The 22089-nt window shown below is 33.2% G+C and carries 22 protein-coding genes; 13 read left to right on the forward strand and 9 right to left on the reverse strand.

Annotated features, from left to right (window positions below; translation table 11 throughout):
• Positions 1 to 21 precede the first annotated feature (21 nt).
• The 3 genes from A4F88_RS19490 (at position 22) to A4F88_RS19500 (ending at position 2682) form a co-directional block, all read left to right on the forward strand.
• Positions 22 to 621 carry a porin family protein gene (locus tag A4F88_RS19490; RefSeq protein ID WP_082815816.1) on the forward strand — a complete coding sequence of 200 codons (600 nt, stop codon included), beginning with the start codon at positions 22 to 24 and terminating at the stop codon, positions 619 to 621.
• A 178-nt stretch (positions 622 to 799) separates the two neighbouring features.
• The gene (locus A4F88_RS19495) at positions 800 to 1786 is read left to right on the forward strand and encodes a sensor histidine kinase (RefSeq protein WP_082815823.1); all 987 of its coding nucleotides are present in this window, start codon (positions 800 to 802) and stop codon (positions 1784 to 1786) included.
• Positions 1787 to 1956: 170 nt separating this feature from the next.
• Positions 1957 to 2682, forward strand: coding sequence for a LytR/AlgR family response regulator transcription factor (locus tag A4F88_RS19500; RefSeq protein ID WP_068844648.1), 726 nt, complete (start codon positions 1957 to 1959; stop codon positions 2680 to 2682).
• A 2-nt stretch (positions 2683 to 2684) separates the two neighbouring features.
• On the opposite strand, the gene A4F88_RS19505 is transcribed toward A4F88_RS19500, so the two are convergent.
• Complete coding sequence (locus tag A4F88_RS19505) at positions 2685 to 3620, reverse strand: DUF6268 family outer membrane beta-barrel protein (RefSeq protein ID WP_068844446.1); 936 nt, start codon at positions 3618 to 3620, stop codon at positions 2685 to 2687.
• A 280-nt stretch (positions 3621 to 3900) separates the two neighbouring features.
• Between A4F88_RS19505 and A4F88_RS19510 the strand changes: the two genes are divergently transcribed.
• A complete protein-coding gene (locus A4F88_RS19510) occupies positions 3901 to 4644 on the forward strand; it encodes a hypothetical protein (protein ID WP_068844447.1) in 744 nt (247 codons plus the stop codon).
• 4 nt (positions 4645 to 4648) lie between these two features.
• Entirely contained in the window at positions 4649 to 5098 is a 450-nt protein-coding gene (locus tag A4F88_RS19515; RefSeq protein WP_068844448.1) for a hypothetical protein, read from the forward strand.
• Between the two features lie 170 nt (positions 5099 to 5268).
• On the opposite strand, the gene A4F88_RS19520 is transcribed toward A4F88_RS19515, so the two are convergent.
• Positions 5269 to 5784: a hypothetical protein gene (locus A4F88_RS19520; RefSeq protein WP_068844449.1), complete on the reverse strand. Its 516-nt coding sequence runs from the start codon at positions 5782 to 5784 to the stop codon at positions 5269 to 5271.
• A gap of 188 nt (positions 5785 to 5972) precedes the next feature.
• Here A4F88_RS19520 and A4F88_RS19525 point away from each other — a divergent pair, with 188 nt between their 5' ends.
• The 4 genes from A4F88_RS19525 (at position 5973) to A4F88_RS19540 (ending at position 10466) form a co-directional block, all read left to right on the forward strand.
• Positions 5973 to 7358, forward strand: coding sequence for an MATE family efflux transporter (locus A4F88_RS19525; RefSeq protein WP_068844649.1), 1386 nt, complete (start codon positions 5973 to 5975; stop codon positions 7356 to 7358).
• 120 nt (positions 7359 to 7478) lie between these two features.
• Positions 7479 to 7706, forward strand: coding sequence for a hypothetical protein (locus tag A4F88_RS19530; RefSeq protein ID WP_068844450.1), 228 nt, complete (start codon positions 7479 to 7481; stop codon positions 7704 to 7706).
• Between the two features lie 34 nt (positions 7707 to 7740).
• The gene (locus tag A4F88_RS19535; RefSeq protein WP_068844451.1) at positions 7741 to 9681 is read left to right on the forward strand and encodes an LTA synthase family protein; all 1941 of its coding nucleotides are present in this window, start codon (positions 7741 to 7743) and stop codon (positions 9679 to 9681) included.
• Positions 9682 to 9923: 242 nt separating this feature from the next.
• On the forward strand, positions 9924 to 10466 hold the full coding sequence (locus A4F88_RS19540) for a hypothetical protein (protein WP_245179179.1): 543 nt from the start codon (positions 9924 to 9926) through the stop codon (positions 10464 to 10466).
• A gap of 19 nt (positions 10467 to 10485) precedes the next feature.
• Here A4F88_RS19540 and meaB read toward each other — a convergent pair whose 3' ends face one another.
• The 3 genes from meaB to A4F88_RS19555 all read right to left on the reverse strand — a co-directional run bounded on the left by meaB (position 10486) and on the right by A4F88_RS19555 (position 13045).
• A complete protein-coding gene (gene meaB, locus A4F88_RS19545) occupies positions 10486 to 11586 on the reverse strand; it encodes a methylmalonyl Co-A mutase-associated GTPase MeaB (RefSeq protein WP_068844452.1) in 1101 nt (366 codons plus the stop codon).
• Between the two features lie 352 nt (positions 11587 to 11938).
• The gene (locus tag A4F88_RS19550) at positions 11939 to 12580 is read right to left on the reverse strand and encodes an NAD(P)-dependent oxidoreductase (protein ID WP_068844453.1); all 642 of its coding nucleotides are present in this window, start codon (positions 12578 to 12580) and stop codon (positions 11939 to 11941) included.
• 57 nt (positions 12581 to 12637) lie between these two features.
• Positions 12638 to 13045, reverse strand: coding sequence for an Rrf2 family transcriptional regulator (locus A4F88_RS19555; RefSeq protein ID WP_068844454.1), 408 nt, complete (start codon positions 13043 to 13045; stop codon positions 12638 to 12640).
• A gap of 181 nt (positions 13046 to 13226) precedes the next feature.
• Between A4F88_RS19555 and A4F88_RS19560 the strand changes: the two genes are divergently transcribed.
• The 3 genes from A4F88_RS19560 to A4F88_RS19570 all read left to right on the forward strand — a co-directional run bounded on the left by A4F88_RS19560 (position 13227) and on the right by A4F88_RS19570 (position 16034).
• Positions 13227 to 14309: a serine hydrolase domain-containing protein gene (locus tag A4F88_RS19560; protein ID WP_068844455.1), complete on the forward strand. Its 1083-nt coding sequence runs from the start codon at positions 13227 to 13229 to the stop codon at positions 14307 to 14309.
• A gap of 62 nt (positions 14310 to 14371) precedes the next feature.
• Positions 14372 to 15283 (forward strand): AEC family transporter, encoded by a 912-nt coding sequence (locus A4F88_RS19565; RefSeq protein WP_068844456.1) that lies wholly within the window; start codon positions 14372 to 14374, stop codon positions 15281 to 15283.
• 112 nt (positions 15284 to 15395) lie between these two features.
• Positions 15396 to 16034 carry a peroxiredoxin gene (locus A4F88_RS19570; RefSeq protein ID WP_068844457.1) on the forward strand — a complete coding sequence of 213 codons (639 nt, stop codon included), beginning with the start codon at positions 15396 to 15398 and terminating at the stop codon, positions 16032 to 16034.
• Positions 16035 to 16111: 77 nt separating this feature from the next.
• Here A4F88_RS19570 and A4F88_RS19575 read toward each other — a convergent pair whose 3' ends face one another.
• The 4 genes from A4F88_RS19575 to A4F88_RS19590 all read right to left on the reverse strand — a co-directional run bounded on the left by A4F88_RS19575 (position 16112) and on the right by A4F88_RS19590 (position 21373).
• A complete protein-coding gene (locus A4F88_RS19575; RefSeq protein WP_068844458.1) occupies positions 16112 to 18361 on the reverse strand; it encodes a cation:proton antiporter domain-containing protein in 2250 nt (749 codons plus the stop codon).
• A gap of 183 nt (positions 18362 to 18544) precedes the next feature.
• Positions 18545 to 19891 carry an adenylosuccinate lyase gene (gene purB, locus A4F88_RS19580; RefSeq protein WP_068844459.1) on the reverse strand — a complete coding sequence of 449 codons (1347 nt, stop codon included), beginning with the start codon at positions 19889 to 19891 and terminating at the stop codon, positions 18545 to 18547.
• A 91-nt stretch (positions 19892 to 19982) separates the two neighbouring features.
• Positions 19983 to 20675: a sterol desaturase family protein gene (locus A4F88_RS19585; protein ID WP_068844460.1), complete on the reverse strand. Its 693-nt coding sequence runs from the start codon at positions 20673 to 20675 to the stop codon at positions 19983 to 19985.
• Positions 20672 to 21373: an SIR2 family NAD-dependent protein deacylase gene (locus A4F88_RS19590; protein WP_068844461.1), complete on the reverse strand. Its 702-nt coding sequence runs from the start codon at positions 21371 to 21373 to the stop codon at positions 20672 to 20674. Before A4F88_RS19590 ends, A4F88_RS19585 begins: the two co-directional genes overlap by 4 nt.
• 173 nt (positions 21374 to 21546) lie before the next feature.
• Here A4F88_RS19590 and cysC point away from each other — a divergent pair, with 173 nt between their 5' ends.
• Positions 21547 to 22080, forward strand: a complete 534-nt coding sequence (cysC, locus tag A4F88_RS19595) for an adenylyl-sulfate kinase (protein WP_068844462.1) — start codon at positions 21547 to 21549, stop codon at positions 22078 to 22080.
• Positions 22081 to 22089 lie beyond the last annotated feature (9 nt).

Genomic DNA, 22089 nt, shown 5'->3' on the forward strand with positions numbered 1-22089 from the left:
AAATTAATAAAAACTATTATCATGAACATGTACAAATTACTATTGTTGCTTACCGTTTTTTTATTGGGATTAATTACTTCTAAAGTAAATGCACAATCCGCATTTCCAATTCATATTGGTATAAAAGGCGGATCTAATTATTCTGAATTACCGGTTTCGGATGGTTTTAATTCAAAATATGCTGTAGGCTATTTCGGTGGCGTTATGGCACGATTTGATTATAAAAGATTCTATATTCAAAATGAAATCCTGTATAGCGAGAAGTCTTCAGAAATTGAAAAAACAACTACAGCCGGAACTAAAAATGCAAAATGGAGAAGTATCGAAATGCCTTTGGTTATAGGTTATAAAGTAGTTGATCTAGCTGCTCTCAATGTTCGGGTTTTTGGAGGCGGGGTTTACTCGTATATTTTAGATGAAAATTTCTCGTCGCTGAACCAGTTAAAAAATGCTTATACCAAATTCGATAAATTTAATATTGGTTATCAGGTTGGAGCAGGAGTTGAGGTTTGGAAATTTACGATTGACTTAACTTATCAGGGCGGATTAAATAATGTGAGTAAAGATTTTAATTCTAAACCCAATTCGTTTAATGTTGGGGTAGGCTATTTTTTCTTATAACATTACATTTTATCGTTTCACCTTATATACAGCAAAGAATCTTTTTGGTTCTTTGCTGTTCCTTTAAAAAATATAGGGTTAATTTTGAATATAAATTTTCTTATAAACTATTGTGATGGTTACAAATTATAAAAATAGGCATTGGATATTTTTAGTCTTTTTTTGGAGTTTATTAGATATGACAATCTGGGCACAGATGATCGAAGATTACGATTTTTTAACAGCTACGATTCAGGCTGTTTTAGTTTTGTTTTGTTCTGCCGTTTTAGCTCACATTTTAAGTGATGTTATACTGCCCAAAGCCCTAAAGCAAAATAAAATGAACTGGTTTGCGGTACAAAGCGTTATTGTTGTACTGCTTTTGGCATTTTGCCTGTCATTGATTTATATCGTTTTTTCAGATTCGGCTATGAGAAACAAAGCCTATCCTGAAGAAGCAGATGTGGATTCTCTTCATTTTTTGTGGTCACGATTTTACGGCAATGTTCCATCAGCGATTTTAATTTGCGGTACTGCCTGCGGACTTCGATTCTATCAGGAGCATAATGTCATCGAAAGAAATCATGCGCAATTACAGCAAGTACATCTTGAAGCGCAAATTAAGATTTTGCAGGATCAGATTAATCCGCATTTGATGTTTAATATACTGAATCATATTCATATTCTAATGCAGAGTAATGTTCAATTGGCTTCAGTTTTATTGGTTCAGTTTTCAGATATTTTGAGATATCAATTGTACGAATGCAATAAAGAATATGTACCATTACACCTTGAAATAAAATACCTCAAAGATTTAATTGCCGTTGAAGAAACCCGCTGGGGAAATGAACTGGAAGTAAAAAGCAAATGGAATATCGAAGACGGACAACTTCAGATCGTACCGTTGCTTTTGGTACCGCTGATCGAAAATGCCTTTAAACATGTTTCCCGACTTCCAAATCAAAAAGGATATGTGCATTTATCATGTAAGCAGGAAAACAAACAATTGAAGTTTAAAATAGAAAACTCATACACAGAACAATATAAAATTCCATCTAAAAGTCAGGGATTAGGGCTTGAAAATGTAAAGAAAAGACTGGCGATTCAGTATCCTGAAAAACATCAGCTGACTATAGAAAAAACAGATTCAGATTTTACAGTTACAGTGATTTTGGATTTAAAATGATTTTTTAGACACGAATAGCACGAATTTTAATCTGTTGCTTAGTGACCTTTGTGGTTAAATTTTTAACCACAGATTATAAGGGGCAAAAGGATTTTAAAAGAAAAAAATCGAAAAATCTGTATGAAACTTTTTCAAACACTGAGAACCAAACTTTAAACAAAAACACGAATATGAATATGAATATGAATATGAAATGCCTTGTTATCGACGATGAACCTATTGCAAGAAACGGAATCGTAGATTTTGTCTCTAAAATTGATTTTATAGAGGTTATTGGTACTTGTGCTTCGGCATTAGAAGCGACTTCGTACGTTCAGGAAAAACAAGTTGATTTATTATTTTTGGATATCAATATGCCTTACCTCTCCGGATTAGAATTTCTGGAATCTTTAGATAATCCGCCTTTGGTTATTTTTACGACAGCCTATTCTGAACATGCTTTAGACGGATATCGTTTGCAGGTAGTTGATTATTTACTGAAACCTATTACGTTTCAAAGATTTTATCAGGCTTGTTTAAAAGCAAAACAATGGCATCAAATGATACAATCTCCAAAACAAAATCAATTAGATCCATATTTATATGTGCGTCAGGAAGAAGGATTTCAGAAAATTTCCTGGGTAGATATTTTATATATTGAAGGAATGCAGAATTACGCTAAACTTCATTTTAAAGATAAAGTTATAGTGATTCATCAAACCATGATTTCATTAGAAGAAACACTTCCAGCAGAAATTTTCTTCAGAATTCATAAATCCTTTCTGGTCAATATTACCCATATCGATTCTGTTTCCGGGGGACGATTGTTTGTAAAAGGACAAGAACTACCTATTTCAAGAACACGCCGTGAGGCATTATTGAAAGAGGTAGTCTATAAAAACTTATTAAGCAGATAGCTCTAGAATTTCCATTTTAGAGCTATTGCTCCATAAAAAGTTGTGGTAAATCTTGGATCTGCCATTTCTTTTTCTTTAAAAATATCTTTGATTTTTCGATTAGTAGTCGAGAAACTGCGAAGTAAAGTAGTTCCGGCAGTAGGCTCTAATGTCCAGTGTTCGCCAAACTTAAGCTGAGGTCTTAAACCTGCGATAATTTGCTGGTAACCCAATAACATTGACTTGTTTCTGACTTTAGTTTCGGCTGTCATACCACTTAATTCTACAACCGCCTTTAAGTCAAAAGTATCAGACATTCTGTAACCTAGTTCTAAACCTTCAGGAAAAGTAACTTTAAAATGTAAAGCTCCTTTAGATTCCCAATTAAAGTAAATTCCCGGAAGCACCATTGGCACACCAAAACTATTTGTTAAAACAGGTCCTACACCCAAAGCCAGATTAGGATTGAATTGTTTAATAAAAAGAACACCACCCTGAATCAGCACATCATCTTTGTTAATTTCGACCATATCTGTATAAACGCCAACAGAAGCCATAACTAATAACGACCAGGACGAAGAGATCGAACGCAAATGTTTAACGCCAACTTGTGCATTTAGAAGTTCATTAGGAAATCCGCCTTGAAAATCTACAGGGAGAGACTCAATTTCATAATTTTTGTTTTCCATTCTGGCATAACTTCCATTTAGAAAAACGGACCAAAGCCTGGGATGATTGTATTTGTCCATTTCTATAGAAAGCGGAACTTCAAAAGCAATCTGAGCTCTCTTGAAATTGCTTTCGGCGTTAGTTTTGGTACTGTCCATTGGTCGGACATATTTAGAAAAAGGGACATAATCGACTTTGAATTCACCTGAAATTCCGGATTGTGATCTGGCAGCAATAGTAACCAGTAAAAAAAGAAAAAGCTGTGGGAGATAAAGATTTTTTTTGCTCATGATTTAATTAATTTTTCTGCGAATTACCGCGTTCTAAATCAATCTTAAAAAATCATTTGACTAATGGTACTTCTGTTTTGACCAATGGTATAAAAAAACAAAACCCGACAATTTCTAAAAAGTCTGCAGGGATTGTAATATCAAGGATTTCTATTTTTATAAAAACAGAAATAGTATTTAATATGCTGAAGTGTATGTTTTTTTGATGAATTAAAAATAATTAATTATAAAGCTTTTCTTATATTTAAAGCAAAATTATAAGCACTGTAAAACTAAATATATGAATACAAGCTCATTTGAATTTAGAATAAAAAACGATTTAACATCTTCAGAATATACGAATCTATTTGGAGATCCATTTTGGGGAGAGGCAGGAAGTTTAAAAGCAAGAACTCTATATTTGCAATTAAGTGGAAAAGAAAAGGCTTTAATGCTTAAAGCAAATTACATTAAAATGATTGAAAAAGCGAGAGAACGAAATTTTAATATGGCGGCAGATAATCTACAATGGTGGCTGGATGGTACGGGGTCTACAAAGAATATCGATTTTAACTGGTTAAGAAAACAAAGGGAAGTTATTGCTGCTGAAAATGTAAATATTGAACGTTTTGAAAAAGATGAGGACTCTAAATTTGGACTTTTTCTGTTAACTCTGGTAGAAGAAAAAGCGAAGCATTTTTCAACCTATTATGACAAACTAGTAAGAGCAGGGATTTTTGGAGAATTATATTATGCGAGCGGTAATAGTACATTAAGTTCAAAATGCAGTTTTAAAATTACAAAAAAGAATAATAATTATATTCTGTCTGGTGAAATAATTCATTCCTGGAATGATAGATATGATTGGCATAAAGGAGCATCTGCTTATATTTATGGTTTTGGAAATATTGGAGATTCAGACGCTTTGTTAGTTGAGAAATATTGTGGTGCAAAACCATTTGAGATGAGAAGTGAATGGAAACAAAATTTTAATAAAACCTTTCAGTTTAACTCTGCAAGAGATTTAAGCCTAAAATTAAAGTAGAAAAATGAAAAAGAAAGTATGTATAGGAGGAATAGTTCTAATTCTTTTGTTAGCCTCTTATTTTTATTGGCAAAACAGGTATGTTAAACTTCGTCCTGTAATTTTGGTACAAGAAAATTATACCCGCCAATTAATATTTTTTGACAATGATCTTTACAAATTTGCAGAACCAAATGAAGTTTCTCCAAATTATTATAAGAGTATAAGGTGGGTTCTAACTCGTTCAGGCCAGCCTTATATTGAAGAAAACGGAATTATTTATGTTCGTAATCATTATTTGAATGACATGAATCTTATGTGGAATTACACCATGAAAGCGACTTCCCCAAAGTTTTTTAAACAAGAAAAAGAGACGGACAGTATTAATCTTATTTACGAAAAGGAATATGTAGATTCGCAGAAAAAGATAATAGATGCCTATCTAAGTGCACTAAAAAAAGATTCGATTAAATAAACTATTTTTTATAAATTTTATGAATTTTAAATAAAAAATGAAAAACAGATATATTAAGAATTAACTAACTTTTAATGTTTCAATGATAGTATAAAAAAACAAAACCCGACAGACTATGCGTTCTGTCGGGCTCATACCAAAAACAAAAAAATAAAATAAACCCTCTTTTTCTATAAGTCAAAACCATAGGCTAAACGTAAAGCCACCTGATTGGTTTTGAATTTGTTGTAGTCCTCATAACGGACACTAATGTCAATGTATTTGTTGGCGTATCCAATTCCCGGCGCCCATAAAAAAGTAGTGTCGTCATAACCGTTTGTAACAGCAAAACCAGCACCTACTTCACCTAAAACATAAAATTGATCTTCCCAGATAAAAGCTTTAAAACCTGCTTTTGCCGGAATAAAACCTAGATCTTTTACATCAACTCCATTTTGATTTTTCATAAACAGGTTTGTAAAACCTGTAGTTAAGGTCAACGATGTTTTTTTAGACAAATCATATTGTAAACGAACATCTCCACCAAGTGACCATCTGTAATCATTGTCAGTTGGTATTCCACCATTAAGACCAAAGCCTAATCTGAAACCCTGGTTATAATTTTTTACTTCACTGTCTTGAGCGAAAGTTGTATTGGCGTATAAAAATGCGAAAGCAGCTAGGCATATCATTTGTAATTTTCTCATGACAATATTTTTGAATTATTAATATTGTAAAAGTAAAAGAGAGGCCTTTGGCACTTGTTATATAATTTTTAAAAATTGTTATATAATATTAGGGTTAGCCAAAAAACGACTTAATGTTTGCTTATGTTTTTAATAATATCAAAGAATCCAAAGCTTCTGATTATCTTTGCCGACTAAAAAGAATAACAGTGAATTTAAAGCAGTACACCAAAGAGTTTTCATATAATTTAAGATTAGCTTATCCTATTATATTAGGAATGGTTGGACATACCTTAATTGGTATTGTCGATAATATAATGGTAGGAAAATTAGGAAGTACTGAACTGGCAGCAGTTTCATTGGGAAACAGCATGATTTTTATCGCAATGTCACTTGGAATTGGTTTCTCTACAGCCATTACGCCCATTGTAGCCGAAGGTGATGCTGAGAAAAACGATTCTAAAATTCGTTCTGCTTTTCATCACGGATTGTTTTTGTGTATTATTTTAGGTTTAATGCTTTTCGGTATTATTGTCCTGGCAAAGCCTATAATGGAGTTACTGAAACAACCAGCCGATGTAATTAAACTGGCAAAACCCTATTTAGACTGGGTTGCTTTCTCACTGATTCCGTTAATTATGTACCAGGGATATAAACAATTTGCTGACGGAATGTCGATGACAAAATATTCGATGTATGCCATGATAATGGCCAATGTACTTCATGTGGGAATTAATTATGTCCTGATATACGGAATCTGGATTTTTCCAAAAATGGGAATTATCGGTGCAGCACTTGGAACCGTAATTTCAAGAATATTTCTGGTAATGTTCATGCACATTATGCTGTCACGAAGAAATGATTTAAAACGTTTTTTCAAAAATTTCAGCTTTGATGAGATCAAAAAAGAAACCATAAAAAAAATTATAAGTATAGGATTTCCATCAGCAATGCAAATGCTTTTTGAAGTGGTATTGTTTACAGCTTCAATCTGGCTTTGTGGTAATATTGGTAAAACCAGTCAGGCAGCCAATCAAATTGCGTTGAGTCTGGCTTCTCTGACTTTTATGTTTGCCATGGGATTAAGTGTAACTTCGATGATCCGCGTAAGCAATCAAAGAGGTTTACAGGATTATAAAAACTTAATTGTTGTAGCCCGTTCAATCTTTTTATTAGCCATTATCATCGAAACTGTTTTTGCCATTTTGTTTGTGGCTTTTCATAATTTTCTGCCGCATATCTTTCTGAATATGGAAAATAGCGGGCAGGTTCTGGACAATAGCGAAGTAATTGGTATTGCATCAAAATTGCTTTTAATAGCTGCAGTTTTTCAAATTTCTGACGGAATTCAGGTTGTTGTTCTGGGAGCTCTACGCGGATTGCAGGATGTAAAAGTACCAATGTATATTACGTTTGTTGCTTATTGGGTAATTGGTTTTCCAATCTCTTATTATTTAGCCGAATATACTGAGTTAAAGGCACAAGGTGTATGGATCGGACTCTTGGCAGGATTAACCTCTGCAGCTCTGTTATTATATATCCGCTTTCATTTCCTGACCAAAAAATTAATCAATAATTCATTTTCAAATAGTTAAATTTGAAAAAAATAAAATAAAGCAGCCACAGAGATGAAGTGGATTCGCACAGCTGATAAAACTTTTTAGTTCTTTTAGTCTGTGGCAAAAAAGTAAAAACAAAATTATAAATAAATAAAAATGGAATTACCTAAATTTTTACTCGGAGACAATACTGACTTCCCGGATGATATTTTTATCATTCACCTTGATTATCCAAGATTTATCATCAACCTAAAAGACGATGAGGTTGAATTTATGGAAGAAGCCGAAGATCTTGATGAAGCAGAACTGAATGCTGAAATGGAAGGTTTAATTATTTTGGCAAACGAATTTTACGATCGTGAAATTAATCGTTACGAAGAGTAGTCATTTTAAGTTTTTCACGTTCTAAATTTTTCAAATGAAGAAATTAAGTTTTTTAAAACCCATTTTTAATTTTATAGCAATTGGATTGCTAATTACTACTTTAAGCCGAATCTTTTTATTTTTTCTTTTTAAAGACAGAGTAGTAGAAACACCAAATTTCTGGTATATTTTTCCAATCGGACTTCGAATGGATTTGATATTATTGTGTTATATGTCTTTTCTGCCGGCAGTTTTAATTACTTTCCTGCCAAATAAATGGTTGAAGTTTACCAACAATTTTTTGGTTATTTATAGTTTTCTGTTCCTGTTTCTGATTCTTTTTGTAGAATTAGCAACACCGGATTTTGTAAAACAATACGATACACGTCCTAATAAAATATTCTTAGATTATTTAATTTATCCTAAAGAAGTAGTTGGAATGCTTTTAAAAAGTTATCTGACTTCTATCATCGTGACTTTTTTAATATTAGGTGTAGTTTTATATTTTGCCCTTAAAAAAGGAAAAAAATATTTTCATACAACAAGTGCCGAATACAAATTCAAATTAATACTTTTTCCATTAATAGCATTTTTATTGTTTTTTGGAGCACGTTCAAGTCTTACTTCAAAACGTCCAATCAATGCCAGTAACGCTGTTTTTTCAACAGATCAGTTAACCAATACTTTAGGGTTAAACTCATTTTATACAGTAGCATTCGCTGCCTATTCCATTAAAAATGAAGGGAACACCAAAATGTATGGTAAAATGGATGAAGCCGAAGCAATCGCCCGTGTTAAAAAATACATGATTGCCGGACCAAATGATTTTACCGATGCCAAAATTCCGTTTTTGCATGTAGAACAACCTGATACACTTTTGAAGAAACCTTACAATTTGGTAATTTTTCTGCAGGAAAGTTTAGGAGCTGAATATGTTGGAATTTTAGGAGGAAAACCATTAACACCAGAATTTGATAAATTATCGAAAGAAGGTTTATTGTTTACCAATTTATATTGTACCGGAACAAGAAGCGTTCGTGGAATTGAAGCGGTTGTAACCGGATTTTTGCCCTCTCCGTCAGAGAGTGTAGTAAAATTAGGAAACTCACAACAAGGATTTTTCACACTTGCCGAAGCTTTAAAACAAAAAGGTTATGAAACCAGTTTCATTTATGGCGGAATGGCAAATTTTGATAATATGGCTTCGTTTTTCAACGGAAACGGTTTTCAGGATATTGTAGATCAGGAAGATTTTGAATCAGATGGAAACAAATATGCTTTTAAAGGAACCTGGGGTTATTCTGATGAAGATTTGGTAACCAAAGCCAATAATTACTTTAAGGCAAAAGGCGATAAACCTTTCTTCTCTTTGATGTTCTCAACTTCAAATCATGAACCGTTTGAATATCCTGCGGGAAGAATCAAACCTTATGATGCAAAACCGGCAACTGTAAATAATGCCATGAAATATGCCGATTTTTCGATTGGAAAATTCTTCGAAATGGCAAAAAAAGAGCCTTATTTTAAAAATACCATTTTCATTGTAATCGCAGATCATAATACAAGAACTTACGGAAAGAATTTAGTGCCAATTAATAAATTCCATATTCCGGCTTTAATAATGGGACCAGGAGTTCCAAAAGGAGTTTCGTACAGTAAACTGGCTAGTCAGATAGATATTCCGCCAACCTTGTTAAGTTATTTAGGACTTCCGTTTGAAACCCCAATGGTAGGAAGAAATTTAAACAAACTAGATCCAAAAACACAAGGAAGATCGATCATGCAGTTTAATGATATCAATGCTTTCAGAGTAGAAAATCAGGTCGTAATTATGCAGCCTAATTTGAAACCGCTGCAATTCGAAATTAAAAACGATACAACATTAATTCCGGTCAAATTAAATGAAGAATTAGCAAAAGATGCTTTGGCGCACGTAATTACAGCAGGAAATTTATATAAAGAGAATAAGTATAAGCTTAGAGGTACAAAAAAATAATTTTCAGTTCATTTTAAAAAAAGCTGTTAAGTCTGAAATTTCAGACTTAACAGCTTTTTTGTTTTAAAAATATAGATTTATGCTGACAGTTTAAATTAGTAATAATGAAATAAATGTGATAATTCTGATTTTAAAAAAAAAAGACGGGTAACAAAAAATAATTCTAATTGATCTATAATAAACCAAAAGGCGTAACCTGAAAAGCCTGTGATAGAGTAGGGATCAATTAAATTTTATTTATTATGAAAAATTTACTACCAAAAAAATTAAAAAAATCTGAAGTGTTAAAAGTAATGTTAGTTTTTGTGTTTACAGTTTTTTTTATGAGCTGCAGCCAGGAACCTAGTGCAAATCAAAATGCTGAAGTATCACAAACAGATCAGCAAAATCCACCAAATACTAAAAGAATATATTATCAATATTCATTTATTGTTCGAAATTGGGGATCACATAATGTTGATTGTAGTCAACCAGAAGGTTTCTGTTATGATATTTATACTTTTAAATGGTACTACCTTAGTCTTTTTAAGCCAGATGCTACCGGAACACCAGTACGTATTGACAATGTAAAAGAAAAATTTGTTATGACAATTCAAAAAAGTGCTTTGACTCCGGAGCATCATAAAGATTTAGTAAGAAATGGAGTTTACGTAATACCTGAAGGCCAAATTTTAGCTCCGGAAATAGTTAAAGCTTTAAAGTTCAATTCAGATATTCTAATTCCCGGAAAATACCCTATTCAAGAAAGTGAAGAGGCTTATACAATTGCAATTGATGTAAAATAAAGCAAACTTTAAAATAGCTTTAGGGAATTAAAAGTTGTTTTTTATATTCATTCAATAAAAACTGAGCGGCTGCAAAAGGTGATATTTCATCATTTTGCACCGCCTTTTTTATTTGTGCCAATTGCCCAATAATCGCCGGCTGATTGTAAAAATTCAATTTGAGTTGTTCATTAATCGTTTCCATCATCCAGAAATGATTTTGATCTTTTCTGTTTTCATTAAAATAACCTGAAATATTGGTTTGTTCCAGATAAGCAGCAATAGTTTCCCAGATTTCTAAAATACCATCTTTTGTAATGGCACTGCAAGTGGTAACTTTTGGCTGCCAGTTTGATTTTTTGGGAGGGAATAAATGCAAAGCCCTGTTGAATTCCAGTTTCGCTTGATTGGCTTTTTTGATATTATCTCCATCTGCTTTGTTGATGACAATAGCATCTGCCATTTCCATAATACCACGTTTAATGCCCTGAAGCTCATCGCCGGCACCGGATATTTTGAGCAATAAAAAAAAATCAACCATACTATGAACCGCAGTTTCGCTTTGGCCAACACCAACAGTTTCGATAATAATAGTATCAAAACCAGCTGCTTCACATAAAATAATCGATTCGCGTGTTTTGCGGGCAACACCACCCAAAGTATCTCCGGAAGCACTAGGTCTGATAAAAGCATTTTCATCTTTTACCAATTCTTCCATACGCGTTTTGTCACCTAAAATACTTCCGTGCGAAAGAGAACTGCTTGGATCAACCGCCAGAACAGCAACCTTTTTGCCTAATTGAGTCAAAAAACTTCCAAAAGCTTCAATAAAAGTACTTTTTCCAACGCCGGGAACGCCTGTAATTCCTATTCGGATTGATTTATTGGCGTGAGGCAAACAGCCATTAATCACATCATTGGCTTTTGTAATATGTTCAGGATTTGTGCTTTCGACCAGAGTAATCGCACGACTCAAAGCCGTTCTGTTTCCGTTTAATATTCCACTAATCAATTCATCAGCAGAAGGTTGTTGTCTTCTGTTTATTTTAATTTGATTGATGGCAGAAATATTGGTGATTTCGGGAGGCGAAATTCCGGCTTTTTCTTGTAAACTGCTGGATTGTTTTTTTGAAGCTGACAAAATGTACTTTTTGGTACTGTAAAAGTACAGAAAACAAAAACAGTTTCAAAAAGACAATTAATCCTTTTGAAACTGTTTTGTGAATAGAACACTAATTCCACGAATTAGCACAAATTTTTATCTCTCGTTCGAAAAGACAAACTAAACAAAAATATCATTATGAAAACGAATGTCTAGCCCCGATAGAAGTGGAAATCCTTTTGTGCCGTGGTTCGGCACAAAAGATTGTAACGTATAGCGGGATTAGCTCCTGAAAAAAAAGATTTGTTTTTGCCATACAAATTGGCATAAGAAACAGATCTTGATTTTATCCTTAAAAGTTTAATTCGTGAAAATCTGTGAAATTAGTGTTTTAATAAGCCGCAGTAAAACGAACTTGGTGATGTTTTGCATTTTCTGCCTCTTCAGCGATAACAACTGCTAAATCTTCTACAGAAAGAATACTTCTTTGTTCGTCATTAAAAACCGGATGCTCTAATCCTAAACGATATTTTCCGGTTCTACCTGTTGTAATTCCCTGATGCATTTCGAAAGCCGGACTAAAAAACGCCCAATCCAATTCTTTTTCTTCTTTCAAAATATTTAAATAATCTCTTGCGGCAGTTGCACCAGCATGATATTCTTTTGGGAAATCAGGAGTATCTACTGCTTGTAAACCAGGGGCAACAAACAAACTTCCTGCACCACCAATAGTAATAAAACGTTTAACACCAGATTTTTTTACTGCTTCCTGAATCGCTTTAGATCCTGCAATAAAATCATCATAAATATTAGGGTTTGTCCAACCTGAATTATAAGCATTAATAACAACATCGTTTCCTTTTAAGATTTCTGCCAATGCTTCTACATTAAAAATGTCAGCACTTTTCCAGTTTACATTCGATGTGTCTTTTGGGTTTCTTGCAATAGCAGTAATGTCATGATTTCTGTTTGTTAATTCGTTTAAAATGGCTGAGCCAACAAATCCCGTTGCTCCAATAATTGCAATTTTCATAATATATAATTTTAATTAGTAATAAAAAATGTTACAGTTTTGTATAAAAAAATAGTTTTAGAATTGATTAGAAAAATCTTCCAATGAAATACCTTCTAATTGTAAACTAACTTTTTGATTCATATCAGCATATAAAGAACTTAGATTTTGATTGATTCTTTTACCAACCGGACAATCAGGATTAGGCTGATTTTTTGCATATCCTAGATTAATCGATTCAAAAGTCATCTCAAATATTTCTTTTAATGTAATTTTCGAAGGATCGACAGCCAGTTTTGTACCGCCATTTTTTCCTTCTTTACTTTCTACAATATGATTGGCTTTTAGATTGGCAATTTCTTTTCGGACCAAAACAGGATTCAGATTAATGCTTCCGGCAATATACTCAGATGATAAATAATCATTTGGGAATTTTGTCAGTAAAGTCAAAATGTGAATCGTTATGGCAAACTTACCTGAAATCATACTGTAATAAAATATGTTACAAATGTAGTGAGGATAGGGAGAATAAAAAAAGATTTTAACTAAAAATTAATTTTTTGGAAAAAGTGGGGCAGAAGCCCTAAAATAAAACATCTTAAAAACATACTTGTTTTTTATAAATGCTAGATTTGTATTTGATTAGTAACACTTTCAATTGATTACAATGAAATTTAAATTAGCACTTATCTTTTTCTATGGTTTGTTAACCTGTATCTATGCACAGAATCATGCACAATATGCAGATTCAATTCGTGTAGCAAGCGGTATACCGGAATTAAGTTATGCTGTAGTTACTGGCAATAAGACTTTAGAGATTAATACATCAGGATTACATTCGACCTATTTAACAGATCCTGCTACTTTAAACGATCGCTTTCATATTGGTTCAAATACAAAAGCAATGACGGCTTTTATGATTGCCAGATATGTTGAAAAAGGAAAATTAAAATGGAACACTAAATTTTTTGATATATTTCCGGATTTAAAAAAAACTTCAAAACCGGAATATTACGGCATAACACTTGAACAACTATTATCTCACCAAGCTTTAATTCAGCCTTTTCAGGGAGAAAATGATCCTGCGGTTCCAAATTTTACGGGAACACATCAGGAAAAAAGAAATCAGTTTGGGCAATTTGTATTAACATTAGATCCGGCTAAACCGGACTCAGAACATCAATATGTGTATTCAAATGCCGGATATACACTTGCTACCATGATGGTTGAAAAAGTGACCGGAACAAGTTGGGAAAAATTGATTGATAAAGTTTTTAATAAAGATTTGAAGCTGGATGTTCAATTGTCCTGGCCGGAAAATTTGAAAGTAAAAGATACCTGGGGACATTTTTTCGAAAATAATAAACTGAGTCCCGTTCCTTCAAACACAGATTATCATTTAGATTTTACAGAACCGGCCGGTGATATCAATATCAAACTGACAGATTATATCAAATTTATTCAGCTTAATATTAAGGGGCTTCAGGGACAGGATAATTATCTAAAAGCAAATACTTATACCTTTATTCATAAAGCAATCGAAGGTTATTCGTTAGGATGGTTTAATAGTTACGAAAACAATCAGGATTTTTCGACCCATTCCGGAACTGCGGGAACGTATTATACTATTGCCTCGATCGATCGAAAAAAATTTATTGGGTATATCATTTTTACAAATTCTTTTAATGAAGCAACTGTAAACGGAGTGAGATTGTTAATGAGAAAATTAAAGAAAGATTACGGAAAGTAAAATCTGTAATCATTTTAAATCCTGCATTTCAATAATAACTTATTTTTGATGCTTTTAGCGCCATGAACAACTTTATCCTTATATTTTTCTTTCTTGCCTTAGGTTTGATTTTGCAACGTATAAAGCAATTTCCAACACATATCTACAAGGTTCTAAACAAGATTGTGATTTATATTTGTCTTCCGGCAATCACTTTATACCATATTCCAAAAATAAAATGGAGTAATGAATTGCTGTTTCCCATATTGGCAGGCTGGATTGCTTTTTTACTGGCTTTTATCTTTTTTCATTTTTTAGGACGACGATTAGGCTGGTCAAACAAACTTATAGGTTGTTTGATTCTAACTGCCGGATTAAGCAATTCTTCTTTTTTGGGATATCCTATTATCGAAGCTTTATTTGGAAAAAAAGGTTTAGAAACGGCTATTTTGGTTGATCAGCCCGGAACTTTTGTTGTAGTTTCGACTTTGGGTGTTTTTGTTGCTGCTTTTTATTCAAAAGGAAGTCCTGATGGTTTTAGCATTTTCAAAAAAATAATCTTTTTTCCGCCCTTTATTACTTTTGTTGTAGCCTGTTTGCTGAATGTTTTTCAATACGATTTAGAGATCAATGTTCAATCGGTTTTACTGAAAGTTGGAAGTTTGGTTACGCCATTAGCTTTGCTGTCAGTAGGATTACAGCTTACTTTTGACCAAAGAAGCCAGCATTGGAAATTTCTGAGGCTTGGACTTTTCTTTAGGCTTATACTAACGCCTTTTGTTATTTTGATTTTATATGTTTTTATTTTTAATCAACATTCTGAGCCCATTAAAATAACTATTATGGAAACCGCTATGGCACCCATGATAACAGGTGCAATCTTAGCTTCGACTTATGGCTTAAAGCCAAAGTTAAGCAGTATGATGATTGGTTTTGGAATCCCAATTTCGTTTGTAACCCTTGCTATTTGGTATTTTGTGGTGAGCTTAATTTGAGTTTAAATAGTAATTCGATAGAAAATATAGAATTTTAACTTATTTTTAAAAAATCCATGTTTTCCTTATACCTTTTTTGACTAATTTTAGATGAACTAAAAAATATATTATTATGTCAACATTAAGATTAGGAGATATCGCTCCAGATTTTCATGCAGAAACAACCGAAGGACCAATCCAATTTCATGAATGGTTAGGAGATTCCTGGGGAGTTTTATTTTCGCATCCTGCAGATTTTACCCCTGTTTGTACCACTGAATTAGGAACAGTTGCTAATTATGTTCCGGAATTTAAAAAAAGAAATACAAAAGTAATTGCTTTGAGCGTTGATGGTCTTGAATCTCATAAAGAATGGATTAAAGATATTAACGAAACCCAAAATACAACAGTTAATTTCCCGATAATTGCTGATGAGGATAAAAAAATCGCAACGTTATACGATATGTTGCATCCAAATGCGAGTGAGAAATTTACAGTTCGTTCTGTTTTTGTGATTGGACCGGATAAAAAAATAAAACTGACTTTAACGTATCCTGCTTCAACCGGAAGAAATTTTGAAGAGTTGCTTCGTGTTATTGATAGTTTGCAATTAACAGCTAATTATAGTGTAGCAACTCCGGCCAACTGGAAAGACGGAGAAGATGTAGTGATTACGCCTGCTGTTCCGGATAGCGATATTCCGGCGAAATTTCCAAAAGGACACACTCCGATTAAACCTTATTTGAGAATGACTCCGCAGCCAAATAAATAAGATTCTAAGCGACTAAGTTTCTAAGATGCTAAGAGTTGATCTCTTAAAAAGCTTAGAAACTTAGCACTTTAGTAAGTTTACATAGGTATATTAACGCTCTTTTTGGTTAATTCGTTCATTCGTTTTTTGTCACCAACCACCCAGATAATATCATTTTTTTCCAGGATTATATGAGATTCCGGATTTAAAATACGATTACCGTTTCGTTCAATTCCCACAACAAGTCCGCCTGTTTTTTCTCTAAACTGACCAATCCTTTTTTGGACAAACTGTTCATTCGAAATCTCTAATTGACGCAATACGATTTCAGATTCATCTACGTTTTTCGCAGCTTCAACCTGATTTTGTAAATAATTGGTAAACTGCGTAATTTGCTCATCGGTACCAATAACACAAATTTCGTCACCCGGAAATAAACGTTCATTTTTGGTTGGAATCGAGATGGTAATTTCACCACGCCTGATAAAAGCAATATTGATTCCCATATTCTCTCTGATTCGTAATTCTTCTAAAGTTTTTCCAGCAAGATTAGATTCTTTTCCAATATCAAAAATAGACATGTGACCGTCCCAAGGCATTAAATTGGCATATCTTCGGTCGATTTTTTTGTTTTCGCGATCGTTTAGATTTTTTAAAAAGTGATTTTCGATTTTATGATATTGTTCGTTTAATTTTTTAGGGAATAATTGATACACTCCAATCGCAATGATTAAGGCAACAAAAGCCACTAAAGGAGAGAAGAAAATATTCAATAAGAAACCAACGAAAAATAATCCAAGGCTCATTCTAATTAAAATAAGCATTAAAATTGCACCACGGTATTTTCGTTCTTCCCATAATTCATCCACTTCTGCAACTTTTACACGTCGTAAGGAAAGTGCCCATAAAAACGGAGCAATGACAACCAAAGTAATCAGGGCAGCCAAAGTATTTCCAAAACGGGTATCAGCAACCAAAGGCGCTACAAATTTTGATGATAATAAAATAATAGCGGTAATAATAATAGTGTGCAATATGATTTGTGTGATAGAAGCACGAAGTACAATTTGCCAGGTGCTTACAGATTTTATCGCTTGTGCATTCACACTATAACGGTTGATGTTTTTAATCCATTTTTTAGGTAGTTTTTGTTCTAAATATCCGGAAAACGGATCAGAGTATTTGATTAAAAACGGAGTTGTAAATGTGGTGATTGCTGATACGGCAACAATTATGGGATATAAAAAATCGCTGGTTACTTTAAGTGTCATTCCAAGAGTGGCAATAATAAAAGAGAACTCACCAATTTGTGCCAAACTCATTCCGGTCTGAACAGATTGTTTTAAAGGCTGTCCGGATAATAATGCTCCGATGGAAGAACTAAATGCTTTTCCAAAAATAGTCAGCAATGTTATTAATGCAACAGGAAGTGCATAAGTAATCAACGTTTCCGGATTAATCAACATTCCGACAGATACAAAGAAAACAGCACCAAAGAGATCTTTTACCGGCTGAATCAAATGTTCTATTTTTTCTGCCTGAGTAGTTTCTGCAATAATAGATCCCATGATAAAAGCACCAAGGGCAGGTGAGAAGCCTACATTGGCAGCAAACATAACCATCATTAAACAAAGTGCCAATGAAATAATCAATAACATTTCATCTGTCAAAAGGTGTTTTGCTTTTTTTAGAATTGTTGGAATAATAAAGATTCCGCCTAAAAACCATATAATTAGAAAGAACACTAATTTTAAAACGGATTGCAATAAAGCTCCGCCCGAAACCTGATCGCTTACTGCAATTGTAGATAATAAAACCAGCATTAAGATGGCTACAATATCTTCAACAATTAAGGCACCAAATACAATTCCGGCAAACTTTTTTCCTTTAACACCGAGTTCATCAAAGGCACGAATAATAATAGTCGTAGACGAGATAGAAAGTGTAGCGCCAAGAAAAATACTGTCCATTTTGGCCCATCCCATCCATTGCCCGACACAATACCCAATGAGGGTCATAAAAAGGATTTGGGTTATGGCTGTTATAGAGGATGTTCCGCCCACTTTCATGAGTTTCTTGAAACTAAATTCGAGTCCTAAACTAAACAATAAAAAGATTACCCCAATTTCTGCCCAGACTTCAACACTTTTCATGTCTGTGATTGAAGGAAAAAAGTCAAAATGGTTTCCGGCTAAAAATCCTGCAATCAAATAACCTAAAACCAGAGGTTGTTTTAGTTTCTTAAATAATAAGACAGCAATTCCTGCCGTCATCAGGATTAAACCTAAGTCGCTAATGAGAGGTTGCAAGTGGTGTGTAGTTTCTGCAGCGGCGTTTAAGGCAATCATAAGGTGGTATTTTTTTGTTCAGGGGTTTATTTGTTTTTGTATTGCAGGTTTTATTTCAAATAGCTATTGTTTTGAGCAATAAGTTTTTTGAATGCAATTCAGGCTCATTTATTAACAAGATTTGTAAATAAAAAAAGCTATCGATAAAGATAGCTTTTTTTGATAAAATATTTTAGGTTTTCTTTAAATTCCCACGTAATTAGCAGGAGTTATTGCTAATAATTCGGCTCTGATTTCATCAGAAACCTCTAAAGTAGCAATGAAATTATGAATTGCTTTTTTATCGATTGCTTCATTGGTTCTGGTTAAACCTTTTAATGCTTCATATGGATTTGGATATGCTTCACGACGCAAAATAGTCTGAATAGCCTCAGCAACTACTGCCCAGTTTTTCTCTAAATCTTCAGCAAATTTACTTTCATTCAAAAGCAATTTGTTCAAACCTTTTAGAGATGCTTCAAAAGCAATAATAGTATGTCCCATTGGCACTCCAATATTACGTAAAACAGTACTGTCTGTTAAATCACGCTGTAATCTTGAAACCGGTAATTTAGCAGCTAAATGTTCAAAAATAGCATTCGCAATTCCTAAATTTCCTTCAGAGTTTTCAAAATCAATCGGGTTTACTTTATGTGGCATTGCAGAAGATCCAATTTCTCCGGCTTTGATTTTTTGTTTAAAATAATCCATCGAAACATACGTCCAGATATCACGATCTAAATCGATAATGATGGTATTGATTCTTTTTAAAGCATCAAAAAATGCCGCAAAATGATCATAATGTTCAATTTGAGTAGTTGGAAATGAGTGATGTAAACCTAAATCTGTTTCAACAAATTTATTCCCAAATTGTTTCCAGTCAATTTGTGGATATGCTACATGATGCGCGTTGTAGTTTCCTGTAGCTCCACCAAATTTTGCAGCAAAAGGAATATTAAACAACAAACGCATTTGCTCTTCTAAACGCTCTACGAAAACCAAAATTTCTTTACCCAAACGAGTAGGAGATGCAGGTTGTCCGTGCGTACGTGCCAACATTGGAATAGCTGCCCATTCGACACTTAATTCTTTCAATTTTGAAATTAAAGCAATTAAAGAAGGCATATAAACCTGCTCAAACGCTTCTTTTGTAGAAAGCGGAATCGCAGTATTGTTAATATCCTGAGACGTTAACCCAAAGTGAATAAACTCTTTGTACTGAGATAAACCTAATTTTTCAAAAGCATCTTTGATAAAGTATTCCACCGCTTTTACGTCGTGATTGGTTACTTTTTCCGTTTCTTTAATCCAAAGAGCATCTTCGGTAGAGAAATTTTTATAGATGTTACGTAAGCTGTCAAATAAATTTGAATCTACACCTTTAAGTTGTGGTAAAGGAACTTCGCACAAAGCAATAAAATATTCGACTTCAACTAATACACGGTATTTGATTAAAGCTTCTTCAGAGAAAAATGGTGCTAATGAAAGGGTTTTACTTCTATATCTTCCGTCAATTGGTGATATAGCATTCAGTTCGTTTAGAGTAGTCATTGTTATGTTGTTTTTTCGAAAGGTGCAAATATAAGCTATTGTTAAAACTTCTGAAAATTACCGAAGCGTTATTATGGTAGAAACTAATAAATTAAATTCTTGTTTTAAAAATTTTATCCCAGATCGTAAAATAAAAACCAAAATTATGGGATTCGTTTTTATGGTGATCAGCATGAAATTTCGTGGTTGAAATCCATTTGGTAATTTTGCTTTGGTACCAAAAATCAGGAAATAAATCTGTTTTTAAATGCCCGAAGATTCCATACGACAGGTTTAATATAAGATATATGATAATGCTGATGAAATTAAAATGCAATACCGTAATCGAAGTTAACCATATCAGGCCAAAGCCTAATGTTTCTATCGGATGAAGTACATACAGGCTGTAAACACTGGTTTCAACATGAGTATGATGCAGTTGGTGAATGGCATAAAACCATTTTAAATGATGCACCAGATAATGAAAACAAAACATAAAGAAATCCATTACCACAATCAACAGTAATGTATCTAACAGGATATTCAGGATTGAAGGTGTAAAATCTATTTTGATGATTCCAAACTCATACAATTTGTATCCTAAAAGTGTGATGAATGTATTGCAAATAAGAGTTGAAAAAATCCATTTCCGGTCTTTTTTGAGAAGTTTGGTGTTTTCATATTCTATTAATTTTCCTAATAGTACCGAAAGAAAAATTAGTATTGCATTTTCTGCCAGAAAGAAAATGAATAGTACCAATAGATTAAACTGCGATAATTGTTGTAACCAGCTTTCGAATATCATGAAATTTTTTCTGTTTCAAATAATCTGTCTCTTAATTCTGCCACACCTTCTGAAGCAACTTTTGCAATCACCCCGACTTTATTCTGAATATGCGGAATTGAAATTGGCTTTGGATCAATGTAAAAAACCGGAGTTGTACTGTAGGTATACGAAATCAGGCCTGCAGCGGGATATACCTGTAAAGAAGTTCCAATTACGGCAAAATAATCAGCATCTTCAGTAATTTCGATTGCACGTTCTAAAGCCGGGACATCTTCGCCAAACCAAACAATATGAGGTCGTAGCTGATGTCCGTTTTTATCCAGATCACCAGTAAATAAATCATCCTGCCAGTCCAGAATTAAATCTTTGTTTTGTGTACTTCTTGCTTTTAGTAATTCACCATGTAAATGAAGAATTTTTGTACTTCCGGCACGTTCGTGTAAATCATCAACATTTTGAGTAATAATATATACATCAAAATGCTGTTCCAGTTCGGCTAAAATATAATGTCCTAAATTAGGTTTTACCTCTTTGAGCTGTTGACGTCTTTTGTTGTAAAAGTCTAAAACCAATTCCTGATTTTTACGCCAGCCTTCGGGAGTGGCAACTTCCATTACATCATGACCTTCCCATAAACCATCACTGTCACGGAAAGTTTTAATTCCGCTTTCGGCACTAATTCCGGCGCCGGTCAATACAACAAGTTTCTTTTTCATGCTACTACAATTAAAAGATAAAAATAGTGATTTACAAATCTGATTTTATAAAAAAGCAGGACTTATTATGATTTAAATAATTTTTAATCATCAATAAAAGCGTAATTATACTTATTGTTAGAATCCTGCAAATTTTTTAATTTTAATGTGGAGTAAAATAAAAGGACTTTATAATGATTTTAATTCAGTTTACAGGATTATCAGGCTCAGGAAAAACGACCCTGGCAGAAAATGTTCGTTCTTTGTTAGTAGAGAATGGGTACAGAGCCGAAGTTGTTGACGGAGATGTGTATCGTGCAACTATTTGTAAAGATCTCGGATTTTCTAAAGAAGACCGTTGCGAGAACGTAAGACGGCTTTTTAAGGTGGGACAAAATTTTGTCGATTCTGATACTATAGTTTTAATGTCTGTGATCAATCCGTATGAGAATCTGAGAAACGAGATAAGAGAATATAAGTTTGTACGAACTGTATTTTTAGATTGTGCCCTTGATAATCTAATACAACGAGATCCAAAAGGGCTTTACAAAAAAGCATTGCTTCCGGATCATGATCATAATAAGATCAATAATTTTACGGGAATAAGCGATGTTTTCGAAACTCCGGTCAATACTGATCTAGTCCTGAAAACGGATTCTGAAACAGTTTCTTTTTCAACAAATAAATTATATCATTTCATAATCGACAATTTAACTCAGACAGTTTGATACATCTGG

It is taken from the genome of Flavobacterium chilense (assembly GCF_001602525.1).
GTDB classification, from domain to species: domain Bacteria; phylum Bacteroidota; class Bacteroidia; order Flavobacteriales; family Flavobacteriaceae; genus Flavobacterium; species Flavobacterium chilense.